At 72.2% G+C, this 24,649-nt stretch carries 21 protein-coding genes; 10 read left to right on the plus strand and 11 right to left on the minus strand.

Features of this window, described 5'->3' with window-relative positions:
- Positions 1-47 precede the first annotated feature (47 nt).
- The 3 genes from RPQ07_RS20920 to RPQ07_RS20930 all read right to left on the minus strand — a co-directional run bounded on the left by RPQ07_RS20920 (position 48) and on the right by RPQ07_RS20930 (position 3,230).
- Entirely contained in the window at positions 48-1,643 is a 1,596-nt protein-coding gene (locus RPQ07_RS20920; protein ID WP_313945697.1) for a transporter, read from the minus strand.
- Positions 1,640-2,446: an ABC transporter ATP-binding protein gene (locus RPQ07_RS20925; protein WP_313945698.1), complete on the minus strand. Its 807-nt coding sequence runs from the start codon at positions 2,444-2,446 to the stop codon at positions 1,640-1,642. The genes RPQ07_RS20920 and RPQ07_RS20925 overlap by 4 nt, the downstream gene beginning before the upstream one ends.
- A 118-nt stretch (positions 2,447-2,564) precedes the next feature.
- Entirely contained in the window at positions 2,565-3,230 is a 666-nt protein-coding gene (locus RPQ07_RS20930; protein ID WP_313945699.1) for a bifunctional DNA primase/polymerase, read from the minus strand.
- 311 nt (positions 3,231-3,541) lie between these two features.
- Here RPQ07_RS20930 and RPQ07_RS20935 point away from each other — a divergent pair, with 311 nt between their 5' ends.
- A complete protein-coding gene (locus RPQ07_RS20935) occupies positions 3,542-4,924 on the plus strand; it encodes a transcriptional regulator (protein ID WP_313945700.1) in 1,383 nt (460 codons plus the stop codon).
- A gap of 215 nt (positions 4,925-5,139) precedes the next feature.
- Here RPQ07_RS20935 and RPQ07_RS20940 read toward each other — a convergent pair whose 3' ends face one another.
- Positions 5,140-5,505 (minus strand): hypothetical protein, encoded by a 366-nt coding sequence (locus tag RPQ07_RS20940; protein ID WP_313945701.1) that lies wholly within the window; start codon positions 5,503-5,505, stop codon positions 5,140-5,142.
- On the opposite strand from RPQ07_RS20940, the gene RPQ07_RS20945 reads away from it, so the two are divergent.
- On the plus strand, positions 5,506-6,750 hold the full coding sequence (locus tag RPQ07_RS20945; RefSeq protein ID WP_313945702.1) for a hypothetical protein: 1,245 nt from the start codon (positions 5,506-5,508) through the stop codon (positions 6,748-6,750). It begins immediately after the preceding gene.
- 265 nt (positions 6,751-7,015) lie between these two features.
- Here RPQ07_RS20945 and RPQ07_RS20950 read toward each other — a convergent pair whose 3' ends face one another.
- Positions 7,016-8,338 (minus strand): ABC transporter substrate-binding protein, encoded by a 1,323-nt coding sequence (locus RPQ07_RS20950; RefSeq protein ID WP_313945703.1) that lies wholly within the window; start codon positions 8,336-8,338, stop codon positions 7,016-7,018.
- 173 nt (positions 8,339-8,511) lie between these two features.
- On the opposite strand from RPQ07_RS20950, the gene RPQ07_RS20955 reads away from it, so the two are divergent.
- Both RPQ07_RS20955 and purU read left to right on the plus strand, forming a co-directional pair.
- Complete coding sequence (locus RPQ07_RS20955; RefSeq protein WP_313948963.1) at positions 8,512-8,958, plus strand: SCO4402 family protein; 447 nt, start codon at positions 8,512-8,514, stop codon at positions 8,956-8,958.
- Between the two features lie 77 nt (positions 8,959-9,035).
- Positions 9,036-9,887 carry a formyltetrahydrofolate deformylase gene (gene purU / locus RPQ07_RS20960; RefSeq protein WP_313945704.1) on the plus strand — a complete coding sequence of 284 codons (852 nt, stop codon included), beginning with the start codon at positions 9,036-9,038 and terminating at the stop codon, positions 9,885-9,887.
- Positions 9,888-9,938: 51 nt separating this feature from the next.
- Here the strand turns inward: purU and RPQ07_RS20965 are convergent, their stop codons facing one another.
- The 3 genes from RPQ07_RS20965 to RPQ07_RS20975 are packed head-to-tail and all read right to left on the minus strand — an operon-like array spanning position 9,939 to position 16,023.
- Positions 9,939-11,225: an extracellular solute-binding protein gene (locus RPQ07_RS20965; protein WP_313945705.1), complete on the minus strand. Its 1,287-nt coding sequence runs from the start codon at positions 11,223-11,225 to the stop codon at positions 9,939-9,941.
- On the minus strand, positions 11,222-12,421 hold the full coding sequence (locus RPQ07_RS20970; RefSeq protein ID WP_313945706.1) for a hypothetical protein: 1,200 nt from the start codon (positions 12,419-12,421) through the stop codon (positions 11,222-11,224). Before RPQ07_RS20970 ends, RPQ07_RS20965 begins: the two co-directional genes overlap by 4 nt.
- Positions 12,418-16,023, minus strand: coding sequence for a tetratricopeptide repeat protein (locus RPQ07_RS20975; protein WP_313945707.1), 3,606 nt, complete (start codon positions 16,021-16,023; stop codon positions 12,418-12,420). Before RPQ07_RS20975 ends, RPQ07_RS20970 begins: the two co-directional genes overlap by 4 nt.
- A 141-nt stretch (positions 16,024-16,164) precedes the next feature.
- Here RPQ07_RS20975 and RPQ07_RS20980 point away from each other — a divergent pair, with 141 nt between their 5' ends.
- Positions 16,165-16,470, plus strand: coding sequence for a trypco2 family protein (locus RPQ07_RS20980; RefSeq protein ID WP_313945708.1), 306 nt, complete (start codon positions 16,165-16,167; stop codon positions 16,468-16,470).
- Between the two features lie 42 nt (positions 16,471-16,512).
- On the opposite strand, the gene RPQ07_RS20985 is transcribed toward RPQ07_RS20980, so the two are convergent.
- On the minus strand, positions 16,513-17,805 hold the full coding sequence (locus RPQ07_RS20985; protein WP_313945709.1) for a zf-HC2 domain-containing protein: 1,293 nt from the start codon (positions 17,803-17,805) through the stop codon (positions 16,513-16,515).
- Entirely contained in the window at positions 17,802-18,383 is a 582-nt protein-coding gene (locus tag RPQ07_RS20990; protein ID WP_313945710.1) for a sigma-70 family RNA polymerase sigma factor, read from the minus strand. Before RPQ07_RS20990 ends, RPQ07_RS20985 begins: the two co-directional genes overlap by 4 nt.
- Before the next feature lie 255 nt (positions 18,384-18,638).
- On the opposite strand from RPQ07_RS20990, the gene RPQ07_RS20995 reads away from it, so the two are divergent.
- Together RPQ07_RS20995 and RPQ07_RS21000 are read left to right on the plus strand one after the other, a co-directional pair.
- A complete protein-coding gene (locus tag RPQ07_RS20995; protein WP_313948964.1) occupies positions 18,639-19,013 on the plus strand; it encodes an STAS domain-containing protein in 375 nt (124 codons plus the stop codon).
- Between the two features lie 101 nt (positions 19,014-19,114).
- The gene (locus RPQ07_RS21000) at positions 19,115-19,630 is read left to right on the plus strand and encodes an EF-hand domain-containing protein (RefSeq protein WP_313945711.1); all 516 of its coding nucleotides are present in this window, start codon (positions 19,115-19,117) and stop codon (positions 19,628-19,630) included.
- Positions 19,631-19,664: 34 nt separating this feature from the next.
- Here the strand turns inward: RPQ07_RS21000 and RPQ07_RS21005 are convergent, their stop codons facing one another.
- Positions 19,665-21,161, minus strand: coding sequence for a class I adenylate-forming enzyme family protein (locus RPQ07_RS21005; RefSeq protein ID WP_313945712.1), 1,497 nt, complete (start codon positions 21,159-21,161; stop codon positions 19,665-19,667).
- Between the two features lie 184 nt (positions 21,162-21,345).
- Here RPQ07_RS21005 and RPQ07_RS21010 point away from each other — a divergent pair, with 184 nt between their 5' ends.
- Genes RPQ07_RS21010 through RPQ07_RS21020 form a run of 3 tightly spaced genes read left to right on the plus strand, consistent with a single transcriptional unit; the run spans position 21,346 to position 24,574 of the window.
- On the plus strand, positions 21,346-22,536 hold the full coding sequence (locus RPQ07_RS21010) for an amidohydrolase family protein (RefSeq protein ID WP_313945713.1): 1,191 nt from the start codon (positions 21,346-21,348) through the stop codon (positions 22,534-22,536).
- The gene (locus tag RPQ07_RS21015; RefSeq protein WP_313945714.1) at positions 22,536-23,669 is read left to right on the plus strand and encodes an acyl-CoA dehydrogenase family protein; all 1,134 of its coding nucleotides are present in this window, start codon (positions 22,536-22,538) and stop codon (positions 23,667-23,669) included. Before RPQ07_RS21010 ends, RPQ07_RS21015 begins: the two co-directional genes overlap by 1 nt.
- Positions 23,670-23,671: 2 nt before the next feature.
- Positions 23,672-24,574, plus strand: coding sequence for an acyl-CoA dehydrogenase (locus tag RPQ07_RS21020; protein ID WP_313945715.1), 903 nt, complete (start codon positions 23,672-23,674; stop codon positions 24,572-24,574).
- Positions 24,575-24,649 lie beyond the last annotated feature (75 nt).

Genomic DNA, 24,649 nt, shown 5'->3' on the forward strand with positions numbered 1-24,649 from the left:
GCGGTCAACCTACGTCACGGGTGCGAAGCCGCCGCCGTCACCCCCGGTCACCCCTTGCTGACAGCGGCCAGGATCTCCGGCAGCCGGTTCGCCGTCTGCGGGGCCGCGACACGCACGCCTGCCCAGCCGATCAGCAGTCCGTACGCCGCCCCGGCGGGGAGCAGCACCCACAGGCTCGACTCCTCGTTCGCCGCGTGCATCCAGACCGTCAGAACGATCACAGGTGCACACAGCACGGCCGCGGAGATCATGCCGCCGAAGATCGAGATCCAGGCCAGCCCGGCCTGTCCGGGCGCCACGTTCTTGTACGCGCTGTCCTGCGGGATCGAGTACGGGAAGCGGGCCGACGACACGGCGCCGGTCGCCAGCATGGCGCCCAGCAGCGCGAAGGACAGGCCCATGACCTCGGGCAGCGCCCGCCAGTTGCCGAGCAGAGCGGCGGTGAGGACGGTGACCAGAACCGTGTACGGGAGGGTGACCAGCAGCAACGCCAGGGCCCGGGCGCGGAGTTCGGCGTACGCGTCCTTCGTGGACGAGATCGTCTGCGCCACCATCCAGAACGCGGAGGTGTCCTGGCCGAACTGGTTGTACATCTGGATGCCGAGCATCCCCGCCGCGAAACAGGCGAAGTACAGGGAGCCGGTGCCCTGGAGGGCGTTGAACACCGGCACGATCAGACCGATCGCCAGCGCCGTCACCCAGGCCGCCTTGGTCTTCGGGTCCCGCCACACATAGCGCAGACTGCGCTGCATCACCGTGCTCGTACGGCCCTCGGGCAGCAGCCGGTGCAGACCGGTCGACGACTCCTTGCGCGTCGGCTCCGAGGCCGCCGCGAGGGTCGAACCGTCCGGCGCCGTCATCAGCTTGGTCAGACTGCGCTGCCAGGACCACAGCAGGACGAACAGGGCCACCACCGACAGGGCGAGCTGTTCCAGTGCCACCGCGTACGAACCGTCGCTCGCGGAGCCGATCGCGGCAATGGCCGAGGCGGGCGGGATCCACCCGACGATCCCCGCCGCGGGGTCGAGCGCCGAGAGGCCGCCCGACTCGCCCAGCCGCTGGGCGCCGAAATTGACGACCTGGATGCCGACCGCGATCACCAGTCCGCTCAGCAACGCCAGGTCGCGGCCCTTGCGCGAGGTCAGCAGCCGGATGTTGCCCGCCGCGACCGTACGGGCCAGGGCCACGCACACCAGGAGTGCGAGCGGGACGGCGACGACGGCGACCAGCACGGCGAAGGCGCCGTGGGCGAGCGCGATCGCCGACCCCACCACCAGACAGACGGTGAACAGCGGACCGATGCCGACCAGCGAGGCCGCCAGCAGTGCGAAGACCAGCGGCTGCGGCCGCAGCGGCAGCATCACCAGCCGCGTCGGGTCGAGCGTCTCGTCGCCGCTCGGGAAGAACAGCGGCATCACGGCCCAGCCGAGCGCCAGGACGGCCGTCAGCAGGACGACCAGCGAGGCCGCGTGGTCGGTGCCGCGCAGCAGGATCAGTCCGAGCAGCTGCCCGGCTGCGAGGAGCAGCGTCACCACGAGGGAGGCGACGAAGGCGGCGGTCCGGGTGGAGGACTGGCGCAGGCCGTTGCGCAGCAGCGCCAGCTTCAGCCGGACGAAGATCCGCGAGAGGTGCGCGGTGCTCACCGGGCACCGCCGCCGAGCCAGTCCAGCGACTGCGCGGTGTCGCGGCCGTTCGCCCCGACCAGCTCCAGGAACGCGCTCTGGAGGGAGGGTGCGTCACCGCGTACCTGCGCGAGCGGTCCCTGGGCGACGATACGGCCGGCGGCCATGACCGCGACCCAGTCGCACAGCGACTCCACGAGCTCCATCACATGGCTGGAGAAGACGACCGTCGCCCCCGAGGCGGTGTACCGCTCGAGCACCCCGCGGATCGTCTGCGCCGAGACCGGGTCGACGCCCTCGAACGGCTCGTCCAGGAACAGCACTTCGGGGTTGTGCAGCAGAGCGGATGCCAGCCCGATCTTCTTGCGCATACCGGTCGAGTAGTCGACGACCAGCTTGTGCTGCGAGCCGGCGAGATCCAGGACGTCGAGCAGCTGGGCGGCGCGCTTGTCGACCTCCTCGCCCGGCAGTCCCCGCAACCGCCCGCTGTAGGCGAGCAGTTCACGCCCGGAGAGACGCTCGAACAGCCGCAGGCCCTCCGGCAGCACCCCGATCCGCGCCTTGACCTCGACGGGGTCGCGCCAGACGTCGCTGCCGGCGACCTCGATCCGGCCCTGATCGGGGCGGAGCAGCCCGGTGACCATCGACAGGGTGGTCGTCTTGCCGGCGCCGTTCGGTCCGACCAGGCCGATAAATTTCCCGGCGGGGAGGGTGAGGTCGATGCCGGCGACGGCGATCTGCTCGCCGAACCGCTTCCACAGACCCTCGACCCGGACGGCGGGCGCCGCCCCGTCGGCGCCTGTCGCCACCTGCTCGTCCGGCATGATCCCCGCCTTTCGGTGTTCCCCGTACGTACGAGGTCCACCATATGTACGGCGGGCGGGGGAGCGGCAGCCGCGCAGCGGCCGAGGTGACGCACCCGCCGACACCCCGGCGGCGGACCTAGCCGCGTCGGGCGCGCTCCGCCGCCGCCTCGCGGCCGCAGGCGTACGCCAGCGGGCTCAGCAGTTCGTCCACGTCCGGCAGCCAGCGGTTCGCCGGGGTGGGGCGGCGGACCCACTGCACCGTGCCGTGGCCGCCGACCCTGGTGGGCGGGGCGGCGACGTAGTGGCCCTCGCCGCGGGCGACCAGATCGATGGAGGACGGCGCCCAGCCCAGCGTGCGGACCAGCTCGGGGATCTTGGGGGCCGCGCCCGGCAGGACGAAGAAGAGCATGCGGCGGTCGGGGGTGCAGGTCACCGGACCGAGGGGCAGATCCATCCGCTCCAGCCGGGCGAGGGCCAGGAAGCCAGCCGACTCGGAGACGTCCAGGGCGTCGAAGGTACGGCCCGTCGGCAGCAGGATCGATGCCCTCGGCGTCTTCGACCACAGGCGGCGGGCGGCGACCGCGCTGCCGGTGGCCTGGTTCGCCCAGTCCGGCCGCGCCGGGTGCGCGCCGGGGAACGGGCAGCCGGTGTCGCCGCACGAGCACAGCTCGCGGCCCTCAACCGCCTCCAGCCAGGTGCCGGGAAACACGTCCCAGTGCCGCTCTTCCGCGTACCGCACGGCATGGTCCAGCAGCTGCTCACCGCGCTGCTGCGGGATCGGGGCGGCTTCGGTGACTCCCATGGTCTCTTCCACGTCACTCTCAACTCCCGCCGTCACCACGGGTTACGGGCGTCCCGCGCCGGCCCGCGCAGCATCGATCCTGCATGCGGGGCGCATCGGTGCATGGACGGGGGCGCGCACGCGGCCGGGCCACGAGGAGCGGGTAGCCACTCGCAGGGGCCGTCGGCAGGGGGACGCGCCGTCGGCCGGGGGGAGCGCGCGCCTCGCGTGGCTTCCGGAAAAAAGAGACCAAGTCGCTCAAGTCTGCATTCTCCGTATATCAGCCGGGCAGTGATCACTGCGTGGATCACCGCAGGCCTCAGGGGGTAGTCATGGCAGCCAGGCCTCTCGTCGCACGACAGCCGAACGAACGCTTGCAGGCACTCATCCAGGAAGCCGGGTGCTCGAATGCGGGGCTGGCACGACGCGTCAACATGGTCGGCACGGAGCGCGGGTTGGACCTGCGCTACGACAAGACATCGGTGGCGCGCTGGCTGCGGGGCCAGCAGCCGCGCGGCCGGGCGCCCGGGATCATCGCCGAGGCGCTGGGGCGGAAACTGGGACGGACGGTCACGATCGACGAGATCGGCATGGCCAACGGCAAGAACCTGGCCTCGGGCGTCGGGCTCCAGTTCTCGCCGACCGTGCTGGGCGCCATCGAGCAGGTCTGCGAGCTGTGGCGCAGCGACGTCGGTCGGCGCGACTTCCTGTCCGGTTCCGCCGTCGCGGCCTCCGCGCTCGTCGAACCGAGCCGTGACTGGCTGATCACCGGCGCGGACACCCAGGTGGCGCGCACCGCCGGCTCCCGGGTGGGCGTCTCGGACGTCGAGGCGGTACGGGCGATGACGGCCGCCCTCACCGACCTGGACCACCGGTTCGGCAGCGGCCATGTCCGTCCGGTCGTCGTGCACTACCTCAACTCCGTGGTGTCCGGGCTGCTGTCGGGGTCCTACCGCGAATCGGTCGGCCGCGAACTGTTCGCGGCCGTCGCGCGGTTGACCGAGCTCGCCGGGTACATGGCCGTCGACACCGGACAGCCCGGGCTCGCCCAGCGCTACTACATCCAGGCGCTGCGGCTCGCCCAGGCGGCCGGTGACCGCGCCTACGGCGGCTATGTACTGGCCGCCTCCATGAGCCATCTCGCCGCCCAGCTGGGCAACCCCCGGGAGATCGCCCAGCTCGCAAGGGCCGCGCAGGAAGGCGCCCGGGGACACGTCACCCCGCGGGCCGAGGCGATGTTCCTCGCGGCCGAGGCACGCGGACACGCCCTCCTCGGGGACGCCCACACCTGTCGGACGGTGGCCGGCAGGGCGCAGGCGGCGCTGGAGCGCGCCGAACCGCGGACCGGCGACGACCCGGCGTGGATCGCCCACTTCGACCACGCCTATCTCGCGGACGAACTGGCGCACTGCTACCGCGATCTGGGCCAACCCGAGGCGGCCGCGCACCATGCCACGGACGCGCTGGACGGCCATCCCGAGTCACGGGCGAGGCGACGGGCCATCGGGCTGGTTCTGCTCGCGACGGCGCAGGTCCAGCAGCGTGAGGTCGAACAGGCCTGCCACACGGGGACGCGCGCGGTGGAGCTGCTGGGCGGGCTGCGCTCCAGCAGGGGCGCGGAGTATCTGGACGATCTCCAGCAGCGTCTGGAGCCGTACGCGGACGAGCCGGCGGTCCGTGAATTCGGTGCGCGGCTGGAGCTCCAGGCCGCCTGAGAACCGGGATCAGGCCGTTATCAGCGTCGGGCGGTCGCTTCTTGTTACTGCTTCCACACGTGTGTGCGGGCTGCCTGACGGACCCGGTAGCGTAAACCGACGATTCCGTAGGTCCACACGTAGGAGTCCCGGTGACGCACAGCGGACAGGGTGACGAGCAGCGGCACACCGCTGCCCGGCCCGCGCACGAAGGCGTCGTGCTGCCCGCCGACGGGTCAGAGCCTTTCATACCAGGTGCCTCCGGCGCCCAGGCGGCTCCGGCCGGCGGGCAGCCGTGGGGCGAGCCCTGGGGCCCGTCGCAGGGGCAGCAGCAGGCGCAGAGCGACGCGTACGGACAGCAGGACCACAGACAGGACCACAGACCCGGGCCGGCCTTCGGGCAGCAGGGCGAGGACCCGTACGGAGCGCAGCGGTACGGACAGGAGCCGCAGGGTCAGGACGCCTACGGAGCCCAGCAGGACCAGCAGTACGGCCAGGACCAGCAGTACGGCCAGGGCCGGCAGTTCGGGCAGGACCAGTACGGGCAGGGCCGGTACGGACAGGATCAGCACGGCGGTCAGCAGCACGGCGGTCAGCAGCACGTGCAGGGCCCGTACCGGCCCGACCCGTACGCGCAGCCGGCTCCGCAGTCCTACGACCCCCAGCCGTCCCAGGGGACCCAGGGCGGCTGGGGCGAGGCCCCGGAGGCCGCCTACGGCGTCCAGGCGCAGCCGCTGCCCCCGGCGCAGCCCCTGCCGGACGCGGTGCCCCCACAGGCCCTTCCGGCGTCGTCCCCGGGCGTGAGTGCCACGGACGCGACGCAGTTCATCCCGCCCGTGACGGCGGGCGCGCTGCCGCCCGAGACGTCGGCCGAGTCCACCACCTTCCTCGGTACCCGGTCGCTGCCCGGCACGGGAGCGCAGCCCGGGCAGGGCGGCGCGGACGAGGCGGCCACTCAGTTCCTGCCGCCGGTACCGGCGGCGCCCAGCGGGGCGCCGCTGGGGATCCGGCCCGGGACGCCCGGCGAGCGGCAGCCCCCGGCGGAGTTCGACAGCCTGTTCCGGTCGGACGCCCCGGGTGCCCCTATGGCGGACGCCACACAGCACTTGCCCCGTATCGAGAGCGACCCGCAGCAGCCCGCGTACCAGCAGCAGGCCCCGCGGCAGCGCCGGGCGGCGTCCTACGAGCCGCAGGAGCCGGAGTCGCGGCGGCGCAAGTCCTCGCGGGTGCCCGTCGCCGCGGCCGTGGTCGTCGGCTGCGCCGTGCTCGGACTCGGCGTCAGCGCGGTGGTGTTCGGCGGTGACGACAAGAAGGAGGACCCGGGCGCCGGCGAGAACGTGGCCGCGTCCTCGTCCGTCCCCGACGACGACTCCCCGAAGGCCGCGGACGATCCGGCGAAGCCGCAGGCCGAGGCGCTCGACAAGCTCCTCGCCGACAGCAACAACAGCCGGGCGGCGGTGATCCGTTCGGTGGAGAACATCAAGCAGTGCAAGGACCTCGACCAGGCGTCCACCGATCTGCGCGGGGCGGCGGACCAGCGCCGCAGCCTGGTGACCCGGCTGGAGGGGCTGAGCGTCGACAAGCTGCCCCGTCACTCCGAGCTGACGGCCGCGCTCAACGAGGCCTGGAAGTCGTCGGCCTCGGCGGACGACCACTACGCGGTCTGGGCGACGCAGGTGAAGAGCAAGAAGGGCTGCAAGGACGGGCAGGCCCGCAACACGGGACAGTCGGCCCAGGGCAACCGGGCCAGTGGTGAGGCCACCAAGGCCAAGCGGGAGGCGTCCGGCCTCTGGAACTCCATCGCGACCAAGTACGAGCTCACCGAGCGCCGCAGCGACCAGCTGTAGGCGAACGGCGGCCGCGGACGGACGGTCCGGCGGGCGGCGGCGAAGGCCGGCGTCGGCCGGATCCGGACGACCGGGAGGAGCCGGCCTGTCCGGGCGGTCCGGTCCGGACGGTACGGATGATCAGGACGCGGGAGCCGTCGGGCGGACCCGGACAGGCAAGCTGTCAGCCGGATCCGGAAGGAAAAGTCGGGCCGGATCCGGACAGGGAAGTCGGCCGGATCCGCACAGTTCAGGCATTTCGGTCAGCTCGGACGGCTGAGCCGCGTCAGTCCGATCCGGTCACCGACGCCGTCAGCGTCTTCGAGACATCCACGAAGTTGTCTCGCTGCGCCACCAGCCGTCCGTCGCGCACGACCTGGAAGGTCACGCCCCGGTTCACGAGCCGCGGGAAGCCGGAGACGCCCAGCATGTCCTCGTACTCCCAGCGCAGCGGCGGAGTGAGCCCGTCCGTGGACACCTGCACTCCGGTGTCGAGGGCGCGGGAGATCTTCCCCGGCGAGATCTCGTCCGAGTCGAGCGACTGGACGACCGTCTTCAGCACGGTGTAGGCGATCCACGTGGTCTGCACGCCGGCGTCGGCGGGGTCGATCCGGTTGTCGCCGAAGGCGTGGGTGCTGATTACCTTCTTCATCTCCTCCCAGCGCGCGTCGGCGGCGTCCGGGTACCAGCCCGTGAGGAAGGCGCCCTCCAGTGGGCCGTTGCGTCCGCCGGTGCGGTCGATGAGCGACTGGCTGACGCTGCTCAGCACCGAGGAGACCCTGATCTTGCGGTCGTCCTCGGGCAGTCGGCGGAACGAGTCGATGAAGGTCTCGGTGCGGTCGCCGAGTGCCGCCGTGACGCAGCCGGGGCGGTCGTCGTCGTCCGTCGCCGCTCCGGCACCCGCCTTTGTGCGGGCCTGTTCGGCCTGCGGGGTGTAGTCGGTCGCGTCCTCCGCCGCCAGGATGTCGGTCGAGGCGCGGCGGCTGGCCCCGGCGAGGCCGGCGTTCAGGAGCTCGGGCAGTTCGTCGCCGGCCAGCGAGTTGGGCCGTACCAGGGCGACCCGGCGGCACACGTCCGCGAGCTGAAGACCCTGGCCGGCCAGCAGAGCGGCCTGACCGCCGTTGACGGGGTAGGAGAGGTAGCTGGTGAACTCCTCCTCCGATATCCCGAAGCCGCCGATGAAGGGGATGCGGGCGGCCTCCAGCGGGGCCATGAACGCGTCGCCGTGCTGGCTGTAGGAGCCGACGACGGCGTCCACGCCCTCCTTGGCCGCGCGCCGGGCGCAGGTGGCCGCGCCGGTGGGAGTGTTCTGCTCGTTGCAGGAGATGATGCGCAGCTCGTGGCCGTCGATGCCGCCCTGGGAGTTGACCCAGCGGGCGTACGCCTTCGCCATGGCGGGCATGCCGGGCATGTTGGTGGCCTTGGTGTCCTGCGGCGCGAAGGTCATCACCGTGACGGGCTCCCTGGAGCCCCCCGTGCTTCCAGGGAGCACGCCGCACCCGGTGACCAGCAACGTTCCGGCCACCACTGCCACCGCAGGTATGCGTACGGCGCGAACCCGTGAGGTCCATGAGGGGCGGGGGGAGGAGGAACGTCGCCAACCGGTCATGCCGCGTCACATTTCCGTCTCCCGGGTAACGGAGCAGTGTGCACTGCTCAACGGCGGGTGACCGGGAGGTGAATTGCGGGGGCCTGTCGGCGGAGCGGAGAAAGGAACGTACGATCGAAGGCGTGCAGCAAGGTCCTGTCCCCTCTTCCCGTCGCGGGCGTCGCTCCTCCACCATGGGCGACATGCCCCCTACTGACATGCCCTGGTGGCGTTGGCGCAGCAATGTGCGCTCGGCGCTGCACATGCTCTCCGACCCCGTCTTCCATCAGGAGACCTGGCTGGCCGGCCGGGAGGGGTACGGCGATGTCACCGACGCCGTCTACCGGCTGGTCGAGGACACCTGGCTGGACAACTGGTCCGCCGAGAAATACGTCGGCACGATCTTCCGCGACTCCAACGAGGCGGCCCTCGTCGACGTCGCCGTCCTGCGGGTGCTGCGCATCATGCACCAGGTGGGTGCGGACGCCGCCGTCGCCGCCTACATGCAGCACCACGGCTGGCCGGAGGCGGTCCGTGCCGCCCGTGACGCGCACGTACGGCTGGCCGCCAACGACGGCGAGGACCCGGACGCACCGCCGCGCTCGCTGGACGTGCTGCGCATCATGACCCGGTCGGCCTGAGCCGTCCCGCTCGCTGCGGCCGGTCCGTCTGACGGACGGCGTCCGGTGCGGTGTGGCGGATATGGCACCCTACGAGGATGACCGACCAGTACGTCCTGACGCTCTCCTGCCCCGACAAACAGGGCATCGTGCACGCCGTGTCGAGCTATCTGTTCATCACGGGCTGCAACATCGAGGACAGTCAGCAGTTCGGGGACCGGGACACGGGTCTGTTCTTCATGAGGGTCCACTTCTCGGCCGAGGCGCCGGTGACCGTGGAGAAGCTGCGCGCCAGTTTCGCCGCCGTCGGTGACGCCTTCCAGATGGACTGGGAGATCCATCTCGCCGAGGAGCGCATGCGGATCGTCCTGATGGTCAGCAAGTTCGGCCACTGCCTCAACGATCTTCTCTTCCGCTCCCGGATCGGCGCGCTGCCGGTGGAGATCGCGGCGGTCGTCTCCAACCACACGGACTTCGCCGAACTCGTCGCCTCCTACGACGTGCCGTTCCATCACATTCCGGTCACCAAGGACAACAAGGCCGCCGCCGAGGCGCAGCTGCTCAGCCTGGTGCACGCCGAGAACGTCGAGCTGGTCGTGCTCGCCCGCTACATGCAGGTGCTCTCGGACGATCTGTGCAAGCAGCTCAGCGGCCGGATCATCAACATCCACCACTCCTTCCTGCCGAGCTTCAAGGGCGCCAAGCCCTACCACCAGGCGCATGCGCGCGGTGTGAAGCTGATCGGTGCGACCGCGCACTACGTGACGGCCGACCTCGACGAGGGCCCGATCATCGAGCAGGAGGTCGAGCGGGTCGGCCACGAGGTCACCCCGGAGCAGCTGGTGGCGGTCGGACGCGACGTGGAGTGCCAGGCGCTGGCCCGCGCGGTGAAGTGGCACGCCGAACACCGCATCCTGCTCAACGGCCGCCGTACCGTCGTCTTCGCCTGACGCCTGACGGCTGACGGCTGACGCCCGACGCCCGACGCCCGACCCAGGGCGCTACGGTGCCGCCGCCGGGCTGTCGCAGAGGTCGTCCAGGACGAAGGCGTTCTCCGCCTCCTGGAGCTTCCGCTCCGCCTCCAGCTGGTCCAGCAGCCCCGGCAGGACCTTCTCCTTGTCCCCGGCGCCCAGGAACTCCAGGACGGCGCGGTAGAACGCGTCCCGCAGCGTCGGGGGCATGGCGTCCGAGGCGTCCATGCAGATCTGGCGCGAGCCGTCGATCAGCTTCTGGACCGCCAGGGTGCTTCCGGACTGCGGGGTGCCGCCGACCGGGGTCCCGGGAAAGAACGGACGCTCGCCCGCCGGCGCCGCCTTCACCCAGTCCTCGCGGGCCTGGCGGGAGGTGAGCCGGCCGAGCAGGTCCCAGGCGGCCGCGCTGGGCCTGAAGACGGCCGCCATGTCGCCCGAGACCTCGTACGCGCCGTCCGCCGCGGCCGACTTCATGCCGAGGAAGCGGGCGGTCGGGGTGGGCAGCACCGGCGGCACCTCGTCGTCGTAGTGGCGGCGGATGAACGACCCCTGGTGCTCGTAGTCGCAGCGGCCGCTCTTCAGCAGCCCGCGGCGGCCGTCCGGAAGCCGCTCGAAGGAGGAGTTGAGCCCCTCCGCGCCGAGGTCCCCCTTGCCGTCCGCGATCAGCTCGGCCCACTTCCGCCAGGCCGGCGCGGTCTCCTTCCACGGCATCCCGCCGGTCGCCCACCGCTCGTACTCCGTGTCGCCCAGCTGCTGGAGCAGCAGGTCCTCGATCCAGTCGGTGCCCGGCCAGCCCGACGTCGCCCCGGAGCCGAGGCCCAGGCACCAGGGGCGCTCCCTGGTCGCCTGGCCGGCCGGCTTCCCGCGGCTCCACACCAGGGACTTGAGATCGACCCTGACGGGCGCCCAGTAGGCGCGGGTACGGGCCTCGCCCTGCTCGTTCTCGACGGTGACCGTCGGTGCCCACGGCGGGACCGCGGCGCCCGACACCTTCTCCGGCAGCGGGTACGCGTCCCCGGCGAGGGCGAACTCGGCGGCGTCCCCCGGGCTGTTGAGGATCGCCATGTCCGGCGGCGCGCCCGCCTGGAGCTGGGCGACGAGCGTCTCGCGCAGCGAGCGGGTGCCCTTGTAGACGTAGGTGAGACCCGTCCGCTTCCCGATGCTGCGCAGGACGTCCACGAACGGCTTCTCCTCGCCGTCGGTCCACGAGCCGAGGATGACGAGGGTGCGTTTCTCGGCCGGGTCGGAGCAGCCGCCCGCGGTCAGCGCCGCCGCGGTCAGAAGGATGCAGGCGAACAGGGCCCTCAAGCGCTTCATGCGTCCGGGTACTTCCGTCGGGGGCGGGCGGGCGGATAGGGGCGGACGTAGAGGTAGAGCGTCACACCGCAGGCCAGCGCCCCGGTCCCGGCGGCGGCGGACGCGATGCCCGCCGTCAGCGACCAGGTGTCGGGGGTGGCGCCGCGCATCACCGTGTCCGTCCGGCGTGCGGTGGCCTCGATCAGGCGCGGCGCCTCGCGGTCGGCCGTGACCCGTTCCAGTACGCCGAGGTCCCTGCGCACCTGGTCCTGCGCGCCGTGCTCCTCCGCCCCGGCCACGGCGAGCAGGACCGGAGTGACCAGGACGGGCACCGCGGCCGCCGCGAGCTGCACGCTCACCAGCCGCAGCCGGTCGCGCAGGAAGACCGAGGTGCCGACGAGGACGAAGGCGAAAAGGGCGGTGGCGAGGGCCGCCGCGGCCGCGGCCGTGAGGGTCAGCGGGCTCCAGGCCGCCAGCTCGTCGTTCTCGCGGTGCAGTTCCCTCTCCAGTCCGGCGATGCGGTCGAGGATGGAGGTCGGCGGCATCTCGTCACTGTCGGACACCGTGCCCACGCGTCCGCGGAGCATGTCGTCGGCGTAGGCGACACCGGCCTTGCGCAGCACGGGCGTCGCGCGGTGCCGCTCGGCCCAGGCGATCTTGTCGCCGTACCCGACGACCAGGCCCGACACCACGCGCAGCTCCTGCTCCTGCGCCTTGCGCAGGGCGCCGGACTGCGCGACCCGGCCGAGGCTCTGGGTGGCTTCCGTGAGCCGGGAGCGGTAGGTCTCGCCGAGTGCGACCATGCCGGGCCGGTCACCGGTGTTCAGCCGGGTACTGGCCTGCGCCTGGGCCAGTTCGAGCGAGGTGCGGGCGCGGGCCAGGTCCACCAGCGCCGGTGCGCACCGGTCCCGCAGCCGTTCCGTACGGTCGTGGATGTCGGTGTACGCGGCTCCCGAGAGCGCGAGGGCGATCACGGCGAGCGCGGGCAGCACCACCATCCGCCGGCGCAGGAACCCGGCGGTGGGGGTGCCGCCGCCGGCCCGTCCCGACGCCCGCAGCCACAGCTCGGGGAACAGCCGCCGCAGCGCGTGCAGACCACGCACCGCAGCGGGCCGCAGCCGGGTCCGTGCCGCGCGCAGCCGCACCACGGCCCAACTGCCCGGCAGCGACCGGGCCGGCGCCTCCTCGGCGGTTTCGGGCGGGCGCAGCGCGGTCATGCCTCCTCCCCGGACGTCCGGGGCCGCCGCACGATCTGGGGGAGCCAGTCACCGGCGGTCCGGCGGGCGCGTTCGCGGGTGCGCCGGTCCCGCTGGTGGCGCACGCCCAGCGGCCGGGTGCGGTACGCGTTGTCCAGCAGCGCCTCGGCGAGTGCCGCGTCCTCCGGGTCGTCGGTGCGGGGCACCTGTTTGGCGAGCCGGCGGTAGCAGGCGGACAGTTGCTCGCGCAGCTCCCGTTCGCCCGCCGGGACCGACGCCGCGGCGGGCAGCGCGGACCGCAGCTCCGCCAGCGGGTCCGCGGCCGTGCCCTTCTCCCGTGCGCCGCGGACGAGTTCGAGCAGCAGCTCCAGCAGTTCCGCGGTGAGCCGTTCGTAGGCCTGCCGGTCGGTGAGTCCTTCGTGACTGACCAGGCGGCGCAGGGCGGCGTACGCCCGCACCGCTGAGGCGGTGCTCGGCGCGGAGCCGTCCGCGGGCAGGCTCGCGTGGATGCGGACCATCGCGGTACGGGCCGCGGTGCGGTGCCGGGAGTCCGGGGGCACGCCGTCCAGCGAGGCCAGGGCCCGGTCGGGGCTGCGGCGCGCGAGATGGATGCGGGCGAGTCCGAACGCGGCGCTGCCGAGCGCGTGGTTGCGCCGCCAGACCGCGTCGTAGAACCGCATGGCCTGCTCCTCGTGGTGGTCGCGCTGCTCCTCGTGCTCGGCGGTGTGCGGTTCGCCGGACCGCCACAGGTCGGCGAGTTTCTCGTGGCAGTAGCCGAGCGCGAGTTTGGGCGCGTACTCGCCGGGGATCGCGCTGTAGACCTCGTCGAAGCAGTTCAGGGCCTGGCGCAGCCTGCCGTGCGCGAGTTCGTTCAGGCCCTGGTGCCAGTCCAGGCGCCAGTCGAACCGGGCGCGGTCGCCGAGCAGCCGGCGCGCCCGCTCCAGCTCCATCCCGGCGGCGACCAGATGCTTGTCGGGCTGCCGCACCTGGTCGCGGGCGAGCTCCAGATGCAGCCGGCAGCGCAGCAGATGCAGTTCGGGCGAGCCCAGCCATTCGTCGCTGAGCTGGAGCAGACCGGCCGGGTCGGCGTACGAGGTGCGCTGGAGCTCCTTCCAGTTGGGGTCCTCGCGGTCCGCCTTCGGTACCGGGAGCGCGACCGCGACCTCGGCGGGGCCCGGCACGCCCGCGCCGAGCGGCAGGGCGAGTCCGCTGCCGGAGCGCCAGCGCACGAGCGGCGGGGCCTTGCCGAGCTGGCCGTCCAGTGCCGAGGCCGCCGGGTCGAACAGCGGTGAGGGCTCGAAGGTCTCCTCGCCGAGCCGCAGCGACCGCAACTCACGCAGGACTCCGCGCAGTTGGAGGGACATCTCGTCGGCGGAGGCGTAGCGGCGCTTGGGATCGGGTGCCACCGCGCGGCGCAGGGCCCGCTCCAGCGACTCCGTGCCGAGGTCTGCGGGCGGCGCCGGAGCCTTCGCGAGCAGGTCGCCGAGCACGGCGCCGACCCCGTACAGATCGCCCGCGGTGGTCATCTCCCCGCCCGGTCCGGTCTCCGGCGGCCGGTGGCTGACCGGACCCGGATCGCCCGGCCTGCGGACGCCCGCGACGTCGATGAGCTTGATGCCGCAGCCGCAGTGAAGCACGTTCGTGAGCGAGAGGTCCCCGTAGACGAGGCCCTCCTGGTCGTGGAGGTAGCTGAGCGCGTCCAGGATCTGAAGTCCGTAGACGACGATGAACTCCCGCAGCCGGGGCCCGGAGAACGGCGGATCGTGCTGGGCGATCCGCGCCGCGACCCACTCCAGCGGAGCGCCGTCGGCGAACTCCATCACGATGAACTCCGCCGAGGTCGACGGATGCCGGGCGTAGTTGACCACCCGGATGACCGACGGATGGTTGAGGCTGACCAGCCGTAGCCGCTCGCGGTGCGCCTGGAGCACCGCGACGGGATTGCCCGGGTCGAGGATGCCCTTCAGCGCCACCGGGCGGTTGTCCAGCAGCAGATCGCGGGCCAGATAGACCTGGCCGTGGCTGCCCTGCCCGAGCGGGCCCACGACCTCGTACTGCTGGTGCAGCCGGTCACCGCCCGTCAGATGGTGTCCGGTGGAGCCGATGACGAGCGCGTCCGGGTCGCGCACGGCCACGGACGGCAGATCGGTCAGCCCGTCGCCGGGGAGCTCCACGGCGAAGTCCCGCGGCCCCTGCGGCCCGGCGAGTGCCGCCTCGGCGTTCTCCGCCTCCAGCAGCGCGGCCTCGACGGCGACGGTGAGCTGGAACAGTGCCTGCGGAAGGGCCTTCGTGCCGTGCAGCGGGCCGCCTTCACGCAGCCTCCGCAGTTCGTCCCGCAGCCGGCGTGACTGTTCCTCGGGAGGCCGCGGGCGGGGCAGCGCGGCGGACGGCGGCAGGTGCCGTAAGCGCTGCTCGGTCTCGGCCAGGCGGGTCAGCCGGACCGCCAGCCGTTCGACGCGGGTGCCGGGCCAGCCCGCCTCCAGCAGCTCGTCGCGCACCCGCTCCAGCAGTGGGGACTGCGGATCGCTGAAGACGAGGAGCAGCCGGCTGTCGTCCCGGGCGAGCACGGCGCGCAGCAGCGCCACGATCTCCTCGTCCGGCGACGCCGAGCGGTCGACGGCCAGGAACGCGGTGCTCAGCGGCGGGGTCTCCGCGGCGATGCGCTCCAGCAGCGCGGTACGGGGGCCGCCCGAGGACGGCGCCCTGTCGAGACCGATGCGTTCGGCCGTCAGCCCGGCGAGCTCGTCGGCCGTGCGGTTGGTGGCGTCCACGGCGATGTCGATGCCGCCGATCTGCGGTTCACCCGCCGTGCTCCCGGAGGCGGACGGCGGGCTCTGCTCCCGGTCGGCGAGGGTGAGGGCGCTGCGGATGGTGAACAGCAGCGCCTGCTCGCCCTCGCCCGCGAACAGCACCTCGACCGGGTCCGTGTCCGGAGCGCCGTCCAGCCAGTGCGTCATCCGGCGGTGCAGCCCCGGCACCCGGCCGGACGCGGTCCGTTCGGGCGCCACGGCGACACCGGCCGAGACGGCCTTGGGCCCGGTGACGGTGATCCCCAGCCGCTCCAGCGGCAGATGCTTGAGCACCGTCTCGGTCGGGATCATGTACGCGTGCTCGCGGCGGACCGGGGCCTCCGGGGTGCCGAACTGGTGGGCCAGGATGCCGAGGAGGCGCCGTGAGCCGCTGTGGACGACACCGCTGCCGCTGTAGCCGTGGCGGACGGTGTAGGGCGCGCCGTCGGGGTCGAGCTGCACCCACTCCGCCCGGTGGCCGGGGCCGCCGCGCCCCATCAGCCGTGCGGTCAGATGCTCGCCGCCCGGCAGGTCCTCCGGATAGCCGGTCAGATGGACGGGGTTGCCGGGCCCCGGCACCTGGCGGTGCAGCACGGCATGCGGCACGGCCGGCTCGTGGTCGAGCTTGAGCAGTGCCAGATCGCCGGCGAACTCGGTGGTGGGCTCGACCAGATACTCCTGGAGCACCCGGGCCCGCAGCGGTTCGGGCTCCGGTCCCGGGGCGGCCGGCACGTCGACGTACACCGTGTCGAAGGGGATGCGACCGCCGTCCAGGCCGGGCCGGGACAGCACGGTGTGGGCGCAGGTCAGCACCAGTCCCCCGGGGAGCAGCACCCCCGCACCCAGCGGACGTCCGGAACGGTTCTGCGTACGGAACAGGCAGACCCGCCAACTTTCCTCTTGCGACGATGAGTTGGACGTACGCAACGGCTCCCTCATACTGCTCAACGATAACTACAGGGAACGGGGGGCGCGATGGCTGAGCGTGACGAAGGCGCGGTGGTGGGGCTCGCCGAGGTGATCGGCCAAGTCCGGGACGAGCTGGAGCAGGCGCAGCTCGCGGGCGAGGGCCGCGATCTCAAGTTCAGTGTGGAGAAGGTGAATCTGGAGTTCGCGGTGCAGGTGCGGCGCGAGGGCAGTGGCCGCGCGGAGCTGAGGATCGGCGTGCTCACCGCGGGCGGCGGCGGATCGGCGGCGCGCGACACCACGCACACGATCCAGATCGAGCTCAAGCCGCAGGGCAGGGGCGGCAACCCGAACCTGATGGTGGGCGGGGAGTAGGACTCCTCCCCGCCCGTCCGCACCTCGGGGTCCGCCCCGGCCTCAGAGTCTGCTCAGCGAGGCGGCGGCGAACAGGACGTCCCTGATCGCCTCGCGGTCGCCGTCCTGACCCGCGGCGGCCTCCTCCGGTGGTACATGACCGGCCACCAGTCTGCAGAACTCGACTCCGTCGAGCGCGACTTGCGCCACCGCCTGGTCGGGTGAGCCGACGGCGGCGGGGGAGTCCAGGGCGATGTACCAGTTGCCGCCGCCGGCGCCCTCGACCTCCAGATGCAGGGAACGTCCCGGGGCGCCCGCCGCGACCAGATGCCTGGCCGGTCCGGCGAGACCGGCACGTCTGCGGCCGGCGAGCGCCGCGGGCAGCATCCGGGCCGCGAGGTCGATCATCCGGTTCAGATGGGATCCGCTCGGCGGGTCGTACGGATAGTCCACCGCGTCCGCGATGTCGTCGGCGTGTATCCAGCACTCGAAGGCGCGGTCGAGGAGGGAGTCCCGCAGCGGCAGCGCGAAGTCCCCGTACGACACGGACAGTTCGGCCACCCCGCGGCCCGCGAAGGACACCGTGCGGATCAGGGTGTGGCTCTGGTCGCGCCACGGCTCGTGGACGGCGCGGGTGGCCGGTTCGTCCGCGCCCCAGAACGCCTCCGTGCGCTCGGTCGGCCCGCCCGCCGGTGTCCGCCCGAGCGGATCGTCCAGACCGAGGGCGCCCGCAACCAGGCCGTCGACCGTCATCAGATGCCCGATGACCCCGGCGACGGTCGTCCGCCGGCTCGCCGCGCTCTCGCCCTCGAACCATTTGAGCCGGACCGGCGCATGCCACTCGGACTCGCCGATGTCCCGGAGCAGCGCGTCCAGCCGGGCGGTCTCGGCGTCGTACGGGTTGGCCCACACGGGCACGGGGATACGGGCCGGCCTGCGGCCCAGGCAGTTCTCCAGCACCCGGAACCGCAGCAGCGGGTCGAGATCGAGATCGCGGTCGGTGTGCAGCAGCCCGACGGCGTCCCGCAGCCGCAGCGCCTCCTCCGCGCAGGGGGCGCAGTCGCCGAGGTGCTCCTCGACGGCCGTGGTCTCCTCCGGGGAACAGGCGGACAGTGCCCAGGCGCCGAGCAGGGACTTGAGCACGCTGTGGGACAGCCGCTCCTGCGTCGTGTGCCCGGAGTCGCCGGTCTGCGCGGGAGGCGCGGGCCTGGCGTCCTCCTGGGGTGGCGGCACGGTCAGATCCCGCGCTTCGAGGTTGTCCGCGGCCGCCCGGGGCCCGGGTATGCGGGGAGCGCCCCGCACCTCGTCGCGTGCTTCGTCGTCATCGCCGCGGCCGCCGTCCAGGGGCCCGCTCACAGGGAGCGTCCGTATCCGGGCGGTGACGAGCCCTCCAGAGGGCGGGTGTGGGCGGTGGAGAGCAGTTGCAGGCCGAGCCGCAGCCGGCGCCGGGCCTCGTCCTCGCTGACCCCGAGGTCGGCGGCCGTCTGCCGGTAGTCCCTGCGCTGGAAATACGCCAGCTCCAGCGCCGCGCGCAGCGGCGCGGGCATGGAGGTGACGATGTAGTCCGCGCGGGCCGCCACGGCCGCACGGCGCACCTTCTGCTCCAGTTCCTCGGTGGAGCCCTCGCCGGCGTTCGCCAGCGCGGCCGCCTCGGTCCGGCGCAGCCGGTGGACGGCCTGGCTGTTGGTGAGCTTCGCCACCCAGGAGCGCAGGGAGCCCTGCTTGGGGTCGTAGGCCTCCGGGTTCTCCCAGATGTAGCCGAAGACCTCGCGGGTCACCTGGTCGGCGGCGGTGTCGTCGTCCAGCACCCGGTGGGCGAGCATGTGCACGAGCGAGGCGAACCTGTCGTAGAGCTCACCGAGCGCGGCGGCCTCGCCCCGCGCCAGCCGCTGCTGCATCCTGCGGTCCCAGCGCGGCGGTGTGTCCTTTGCCATGCGGCCCCCAAGCCTCGCCCCTGCGCACTGCCCCTGTGCCTGTCGCCTCTTCGAATGTAATGCGCCTGCACGAGGACGCACGCCCCTTTGCGTCAAGTGCGCCCCCGAAGGGGTTCCCGGATGGTAGGGACTGACACCATCGTGGAACTGCCGCAACCTCGGTGTTTCGGGCCAGGGCCGTTGGGAAGGCGGACAGGAAGCTCAGATTCCGGTACCGGCGGTACAGACGCAAGGACACCAGGAGAGGCTCCGATGGTGATGCTGAAGGTGGACGAGGACCGGCAGGGCGCGTGGACCGTGCTGCACGTCAGCGGGGAGCTCGATCTCGTGTCCTCACCAGTGGTCCGTCAGCATGTGCACGAGGCGGTGGCCGAGGGGCACCGGGACGTGGTGCTGGATCTCTCGGGCGTGCAGTTCTGCGACTCCAGCGGCGTGGGCGTACTGATCGCCTCCCGCCGGCTGCTGCACTCCTGTCGCGGCCGGCTGCGGCTGATACTGCCCGCCCGCGGCGCCGAGGAGGGTTCGCACGTCAACCGCGTGCTGGCCGCTCTCGGCGTGCGCCGGCTCTTCGATGTGTACGAGGACACCGCCGCGGCCACCGACGAGAAGGCCGCACCCCTGTCCGCCTGAGCCTTTGCCGGCGGCTTCACCCGGGGTCCTTCCGCATGTCGCTTCCACGTAATTGGCTCAGTACGTGCACGCGGCAGCCGTCGGGGCCGTACTCTCCCCGCATGGACAGCGCAGAGTACGAGCGCAAGATCGCGTCTCGCTTCGCCGCCTTCGACCAGGACGGCAACGGCTATATCGACCGTGAGGACTTCAGCGGGGCGGCCGCACGGCTGCTCGCCGAGTTCTCCACCAAGGCACGCTCGGACAAGGGTCAGGCCTTGTACAGCGGTGCCGAGGCGTTCTGGCAGGGAATGGCGGGAATTGCCGATGTGGACGGGGACCAGCGGGTCACCCGCCAGGAGTTCATCACCGGAGCGGTGAAGAGACTGCGTGACAATCCGCAGCGGTTCGCGGAGATCGCCCGCCCGTTCCTGCACGCCGTGATCGCCATCGCCGACGAGGACGGCCAAGGGGTCACCCCGTCCGCGGCGGAGCGGGTGATGCGGGTACTCGGTGTGGACGAGTCGCGCGCGTCGCAGGCGGCGGCCGCGCTGGACGCGGACACGGACGGGCGGATCAGCGAGGAGGAGATCCTCACGGCGTTCGCGGCGTACTACGTCACGCCGGAGCACCCCTAGGGGATCTCCGCACCCCGGACACGCACCGGTCTCCTCACGCGTACCGTTCCCTGAGCTTGTACTTGAGCACCTTGCGCAGGGTCTCGTTCCGGGGGAGGGCGCTCACCACCTCCAGCTGCTCGGGCAGTTTGTACGTGGACAGGCCCTCCCCCCGCAGATACGACGTCACCGCGTCCAGCGTCAGCTCCGGTGCGCCCGCAGCCTGTTCCACGACCGCGCACACCCGCTCGCCGCGGTCCGCGTCCGGCAGCCCGATCACCGCCGCGTCGGCCACCCCGGGATGCCCGTGCAGCAGGTCCTCGATCTCCTGGGCGGAGATGTTCTCGCCCTTGCGGATGATGACGTCCTTCAGCCGCCCGGTGAGCACCAGATGGCCGCTCCCGGTCAGCCGGCCGAGGTCCCCGGTGATCAGGAAACCGTCGGCGTCGAAGACCTGCGCGGTCTGCTCCGGGTCCAGATATCCCTGACAGACCGCCTCGCCGCGCAGCCGCACCTCGCCGTCGACGATGCGGATCTCCATGCCCTCCGGCGGCCGGCCCTCGGTGGTGGCGAGGTTCTCGTCGGTGTCGTCGGGCGAGCCCATGGTGATCATCGGCACCTCGGTCATGCCGTAGCCGTGGGTGAGCCGGCAGCCCATCTCGCGGACGACCGCGTGGTACAGCTCGGGCGGTTTCGGCGCACCGCCGCCGGCCAGCAGCCGCAGGGTGGGGATCAGCTTCTCGCCCGGCTGCTTGCGCTGTTCGGCGAGGAACATCGAGTAGAACGCCGTCGAGCCGCCCGCCGTCGTCACACCGTGCTTGCGGTAGTCGTCCAGGGCGTCGGGCAGGGCGAACGTCTCGAAGAGCACCGCGGGGAAGCCGTACAGCAGCAGCATCACCAGGTAGTCCGCGCCGCCGATGTGCGCGAAGGGGAAGGCGATCGAGCCGACGTCGTCCTCGCTCAGATGCAGCGCGTGGGCGAGGCAGGAGCCGCCCGCGATCAGTGAACGGTCCGTGTGCAGCACGCCCTTGGGGTCGGACGTGGTCCCGGAGGTCCAGTAGATCCAGCGCACGTCACCGCCCTCGGCCGGGGGCGGCGGCAGCACGGAGGGGTCGCCGTCGGGCAGGGTGCCGTAGGCCTCGAAGACCCCCCGGGCGCCGATCCGTTCCGCCATCGCGGTGTGGTCGAACCCCCGCCACGAGCCCGGTACGGCGAAGTGCTCCGCCTCGGCCGCGTGCAGCGCGAAGGCGACCTCGCGGTCCCGGTAGAACGGGATCACGGGCGACTGCACGGCGCCGAGCCGGGCCAGCGCCATGGAGAGCAGCACCGTCTCGATCCGGGTGGGGAGCTGCCAGGCGACCACGGTGCCGGGCCGCACCCCGCGCCCGAACAGTCCGGCCGCGACCCGCTCGGCCCGGTCGCGCAGTTCGCCGAAGGTCAGGGTGCGGTCGCCCTGGATCAGCACCGGCCGGTCGGGGGTGAGTGCGGCCCTTCGCCGCAGGAGCTCCCACAGCGTGCGGGATGCGGCGAGAGCGTGCGCGGTCTCGTTCATGGCCGTACAGCCTCCAGACCTGACGGGTAGTCAGACAGTGGCGAGAGCGTAGAGCTCTCCGCCTTGTCGGTCCAGGGGTGCGGGGCTAGCCTGCTTTCTGACGGGTCATCAGATACGGCACGGGATACGGCATCGGATACGGCATCGGATACGGCTTTCTCCCGGGCACGGCGGAGGGGACACCATGGCTGAACTTCCTCGGATCGTCAGCGTCGACGACCATGTGATCGAACCGGCACACCTCTTCGAGACCTGGCTCCCCGCGAAGTACCGCGACAGGGGTCCCAAGCCGCTCACCGCGGGCATCGGCGAACTGGCCTACGTCGCCGGCAAGTACCGGATCACCATGGACCCGGACGGCCCGCCGACCGACTGGTGGATCTACGAGGACCTGAAGTTCCCGTACAAGCGCAACATCGCGGCGGTCGGTTTCGACCGCGACGAGATGACCCTCGAAGGCATCACCCGCGCCGAGATGCGCCCCGGCTGCTGGGACCCCAAGGAACGCCTGAAGGACATGGATCTCAACCATGTCGAGGCCTCGCTCTGCTTCCCCACCTTCCCCCGGTTCTGCGGGCAGACGTTCGCCGAGGCGCACGACAAGGAGGTGGCCCTCGCCTGCGTGCGCGCCTACAACGACTGGATGGTGGAGGAGTGGTGCGGCGACAGCGGCGGCCGGCTGATCCCGCTGTGCATCATCCCGCTGTGGGACATCGAGCTCGCCGTCGCCGAGATCAGGCGCAACGCGGCGCGGGGCGTACGGGCCGTGACGTTCTCGGAGATCCCGACCTATCTCGGGCTGCCCTCGATCCACTCCGGCTACTGGGACCCGTTCTTCGCGGTCTGCCAGGAGACCGGGACGGTCGTGAACATGCACATCGGCTCGTCCTCGCAGATGCCGGCCGCGTCCCCCGACGCACCGCCCGCCGTGCAGGCCTCGCTCAGCTTCAACAACGCCATGGCCTCGATGATGGACTTCCTCTTCAGCGGCGTGCTGGTGAAGTTCCCCCGGCTGAAACTGGCGTACAGCGAGGGCCAGATGGGCTGGATCCCCTACGCGCTGGAGCGCGCGGACGACGTGTGGGAGGAGCACCGGGCATGGGGCGGGGTGCGCGATCTGATCCCCGAGCCGCCCTCGACGTACTACTACCGGCAGATGTTCTGCTGCTTCTTCCGCGACAAGCACGGCATCGCCTCGCTCGACGTCGTCGGACGGGACAACGCCACCTTCGAGACCGACTATCCGCACGTCGACTCGACCTTCCCGCACACCAAGGAGGTCGCGCTCGACCACGTCAAGGGCCTCGACGACGAGACGATCCACAAGCTGATGCGGGGCAACGCGATCCGGATGCTGGGCCTGGACCTCGACTGATGGACCTCACGTACACGGCGGAGGAGGAGGCGTTCCGGACCCGGCTGCGCGACTGGCTCGCCGCCTCGCTGCCCACCCTGCCGCCCGCACCGTCCCCGGACGACTGGCCGGGACGGCGGGCGTACGACACCGCCTGGCAGCGGATGCTGTACGACGCGGGTTACGGCGAGGTGCACTGGGACGCGGCCCCGACGCGGCGGCTGATCTTCCTGGAGGAGACGGAACGCGCCGGGGCGCCCTACGTGGGCGCGAACTTCGTGGGTCTGCTGCACGCGGGACCGACGATCGCTGCGGAGGGCACGGCCGAGCAACGGCAGCGCTGGCTGCCGCCCATCCTGCGCGGCGACGAGATCTGGTGCCAGGGCTTCAGCGAGCCGGACGCCGGGTCGGACCTCGCGTCCCTGCGGACGAAGGCCGTCCGGGACGGCGACAGTTACATCGTCACCGGCTCCAAGATCTGGACCTCGCACGCCGAGGTCGCCGACTGGTGCGAGCTCCTCGTCCGCACCGGCCCCGGCACCCCCAAGCACCGGGGGATCTCCTGGCTCGCCATGCCCATGGACGCGCCCGGAATCACCGTACGGCCGCTGCGCACCCTCGCCGGGTCGGCCGAGTTCGCCGAGGTGTTCCTCGACGAGGTCAGGGTGCCCGTCGCGAACCGGATCGGCGAGGAGAACGACGGCTGGCGCGTCACGATGGTCACGCTGTCCTTCGAACGCGGCACCGCCTTCGTCGGCGAGGTCGTGGCCTGCCGCCGCACACTGGGCGAACTGGCCGCGGCGGCCCGCGGGAACAGCCGCTGGGACGACCCGGCCCTGCGCCGCCGGCTGGGCCGCCTGCACGCCGAGTTCGGCGCGCTGTGGCGGCTGATCCAGTGGAACGTGAGCGAGTCCCAGGCGACGGGCGGAGTCCCGGGCGTCGGCGGGTCCGTCTTCAAGCTGCGCTACTCGCACGCGCGTCAGGAGCTCTACGAGGCGGCGGCCGACGTGCTCGGGCCGGACAGCCTGGACCTGTCCCGTGCGTGGACGCCGGAGCGGCTCTCGTCGTTGTCCTACACGATCGCCGCGGGCACCTCCCAGATCCAGCAGAACATCATCGCCGAGCGCATCCTCGGCCTGCCGAAGGGTCCGTGACGGTGGACTTCCGACTCACCTCCGAACAGCGGGCGTTGCGGGCAGGCGTACGGGAGGTGCTGTCCCGCCTGCTGCCCGAGGACCCGGTGCCCGGCGGCCCCGGGCCCGGTGACCCGGTGCCCGCACCCCGGCTGGACCGCGCGCTGTGGCGGGAGCTCGGGCGGGCCGGGTTCTTCTCGCTGCGGCTGGACGAGAAGGAGGGCGGCGCCGGCGGCGGACTTCCCGAGGCGGTCCTCGTCTTCGAGGAGGCCGGCCGGGTCCTGTTGCCCGGCCCGCTCGTCGCCACCCACCTCGCCGCCGGAAGCGTGGAGGGCGCCGCGGCCGGCGAGACGGTCGTGACCCGGGTGGACGGGGTCCTCGTCCCGTGGCTGGACGCGGCCGACCAGGTGCTCGGGGACGCCACCGGGGCCGTACCGCTGCGGTCGGTCGATCCGCTCACGCCGCTGCACCGCGTTCCCCGGCCCGCCTCCGCCGCCGAGGGCACGCACGACGGCGTGGCCGCGCTCCTCACGGCCGCCGAACAGCTCGGCAGCGCCGCGTGCGCCACCGACCGTGCCGTGCGACACGCCACGCAGCGCGAGCAGTTCGGCCGGCCGGTCGGGGGCTTCCAGGCGGTCAAGCATCTGTGTGCCCAGATGCTCGTACGTACGGAACTCGCGCGCAGTGCCGTCTACGCGGCCGCCGTCACCGGGGACCGGACGGAGATCGCCGGGGCCAAACTCCTCGCGGACGACGCCGCCGTGCGCAACGCCCGTGACTGCGTCCAGGTCCACGGCGGCATGGGCTTCACCTGGGAGGCCGGTGTCCATCTGCATCTCAAGCGGGCGTGGGTCCGGGCGCAGTTGTGGCCGACCGCCGGGGAAGCGGCGGACATCCAGGCGGAGGCGCTCGCCGCGCTGCCGTGATGCGTCACCCAGCGTCGATACCGGGTTGTGTCCTTCGGGGGTCTCGTCACGGGCCGTTGCGAGGCCCGGCCTCCG

It is taken from the genome of Streptomyces sp. AM8-1-1, from assembly GCF_032229325.1.
Taxonomy (GTDB): Bacteria; Actinomycetota; Actinomycetes; order Streptomycetales; family Streptomycetaceae; genus Streptomyces; species Streptomyces achmelvichensis.

What these genes read in the sequence shown, in the direction of transcription:
- RPQ07_RS21000 (WP_313945711.1), top strand. Translation starts at nt 19,115, where the DNA reads ATGGACAGCGCAGAGTACGAGCGCAAGATCGCGTCTCGCTTCGCCGCC.
- RPQ07_RS21005 (WP_313945712.1), bottom strand. Translation starts at nt 21,161, where the DNA reads ATGAACGAGACCGCGCACGCTCTCGCCGCATCCCGCACGCTGTGGGAG.
- RPQ07_RS20980 (WP_313945708.1), top strand. Translation starts at nt 16,165, where the DNA reads ATGGCTGAGCGTGACGAAGGCGCGGTGGTGGGGCTCGCCGAGGTGATC.
- RPQ07_RS20950 (WP_313945703.1), bottom strand. Translation starts at nt 8,338, where the DNA reads ATGACCGGTTGGCGACGTTCCTCCTCCCCCCGCCCCTCATGGACCTCA.
- RPQ07_RS20970 (WP_313945706.1), bottom strand. Translation starts at nt 12,421, where the DNA reads ATGACCGCGCTGCGCCCGCCCGAAACCGCCGAGGAGGCGCCGGCCCGG.
- RPQ07_RS20965 (WP_313945705.1), bottom strand. Translation starts at nt 11,225, where the DNA reads ATGAAGCGCTTGAGGGCCCTGTTCGCCTGCATCCTTCTGACCGCGGCG.
- RPQ07_RS20955 (WP_313948963.1), top strand. Translation starts at nt 8,512, where the DNA reads ATGGGCGACATGCCCCCTACTGACATGCCCTGGTGGCGTTGGCGCAGC.
- RPQ07_RS20925 (WP_313945698.1), bottom strand. Translation starts at nt 2,446, where the DNA reads ATGCCGGACGAGCAGGTGGCGACAGGCGCCGACGGGGCGGCGCCCGCC.
- RPQ07_RS20935 (WP_313945700.1), top strand. Translation starts at nt 3,542, where the DNA reads ATGGCAGCCAGGCCTCTCGTCGCACGACAGCCGAACGAACGCTTGCAG.
- RPQ07_RS21010 (WP_313945713.1), top strand. Translation starts at nt 21,346, where the DNA reads ATGGCTGAACTTCCTCGGATCGTCAGCGTCGACGACCATGTGATCGAA.
- purU (WP_313945704.1), top strand. Translation starts at nt 9,036, where the DNA reads ATGACCGACCAGTACGTCCTGACGCTCTCCTGCCCCGACAAACAGGGC.
- RPQ07_RS20930 (WP_313945699.1), bottom strand. Translation starts at nt 3,230, where the DNA reads ATGGGAGTCACCGAAGCCGCCCCGATCCCGCAGCAGCGCGGTGAGCAG.
- RPQ07_RS21015 (WP_313945714.1), top strand. Translation starts at nt 22,536, where the DNA reads ATGGACCTCACGTACACGGCGGAGGAGGAGGCGTTCCGGACCCGGCTG.
- RPQ07_RS20990 (WP_313945710.1), bottom strand. Translation starts at nt 18,383, where the DNA reads ATGGCAAAGGACACACCGCCGCGCTGGGACCGCAGGATGCAGCAGCGG.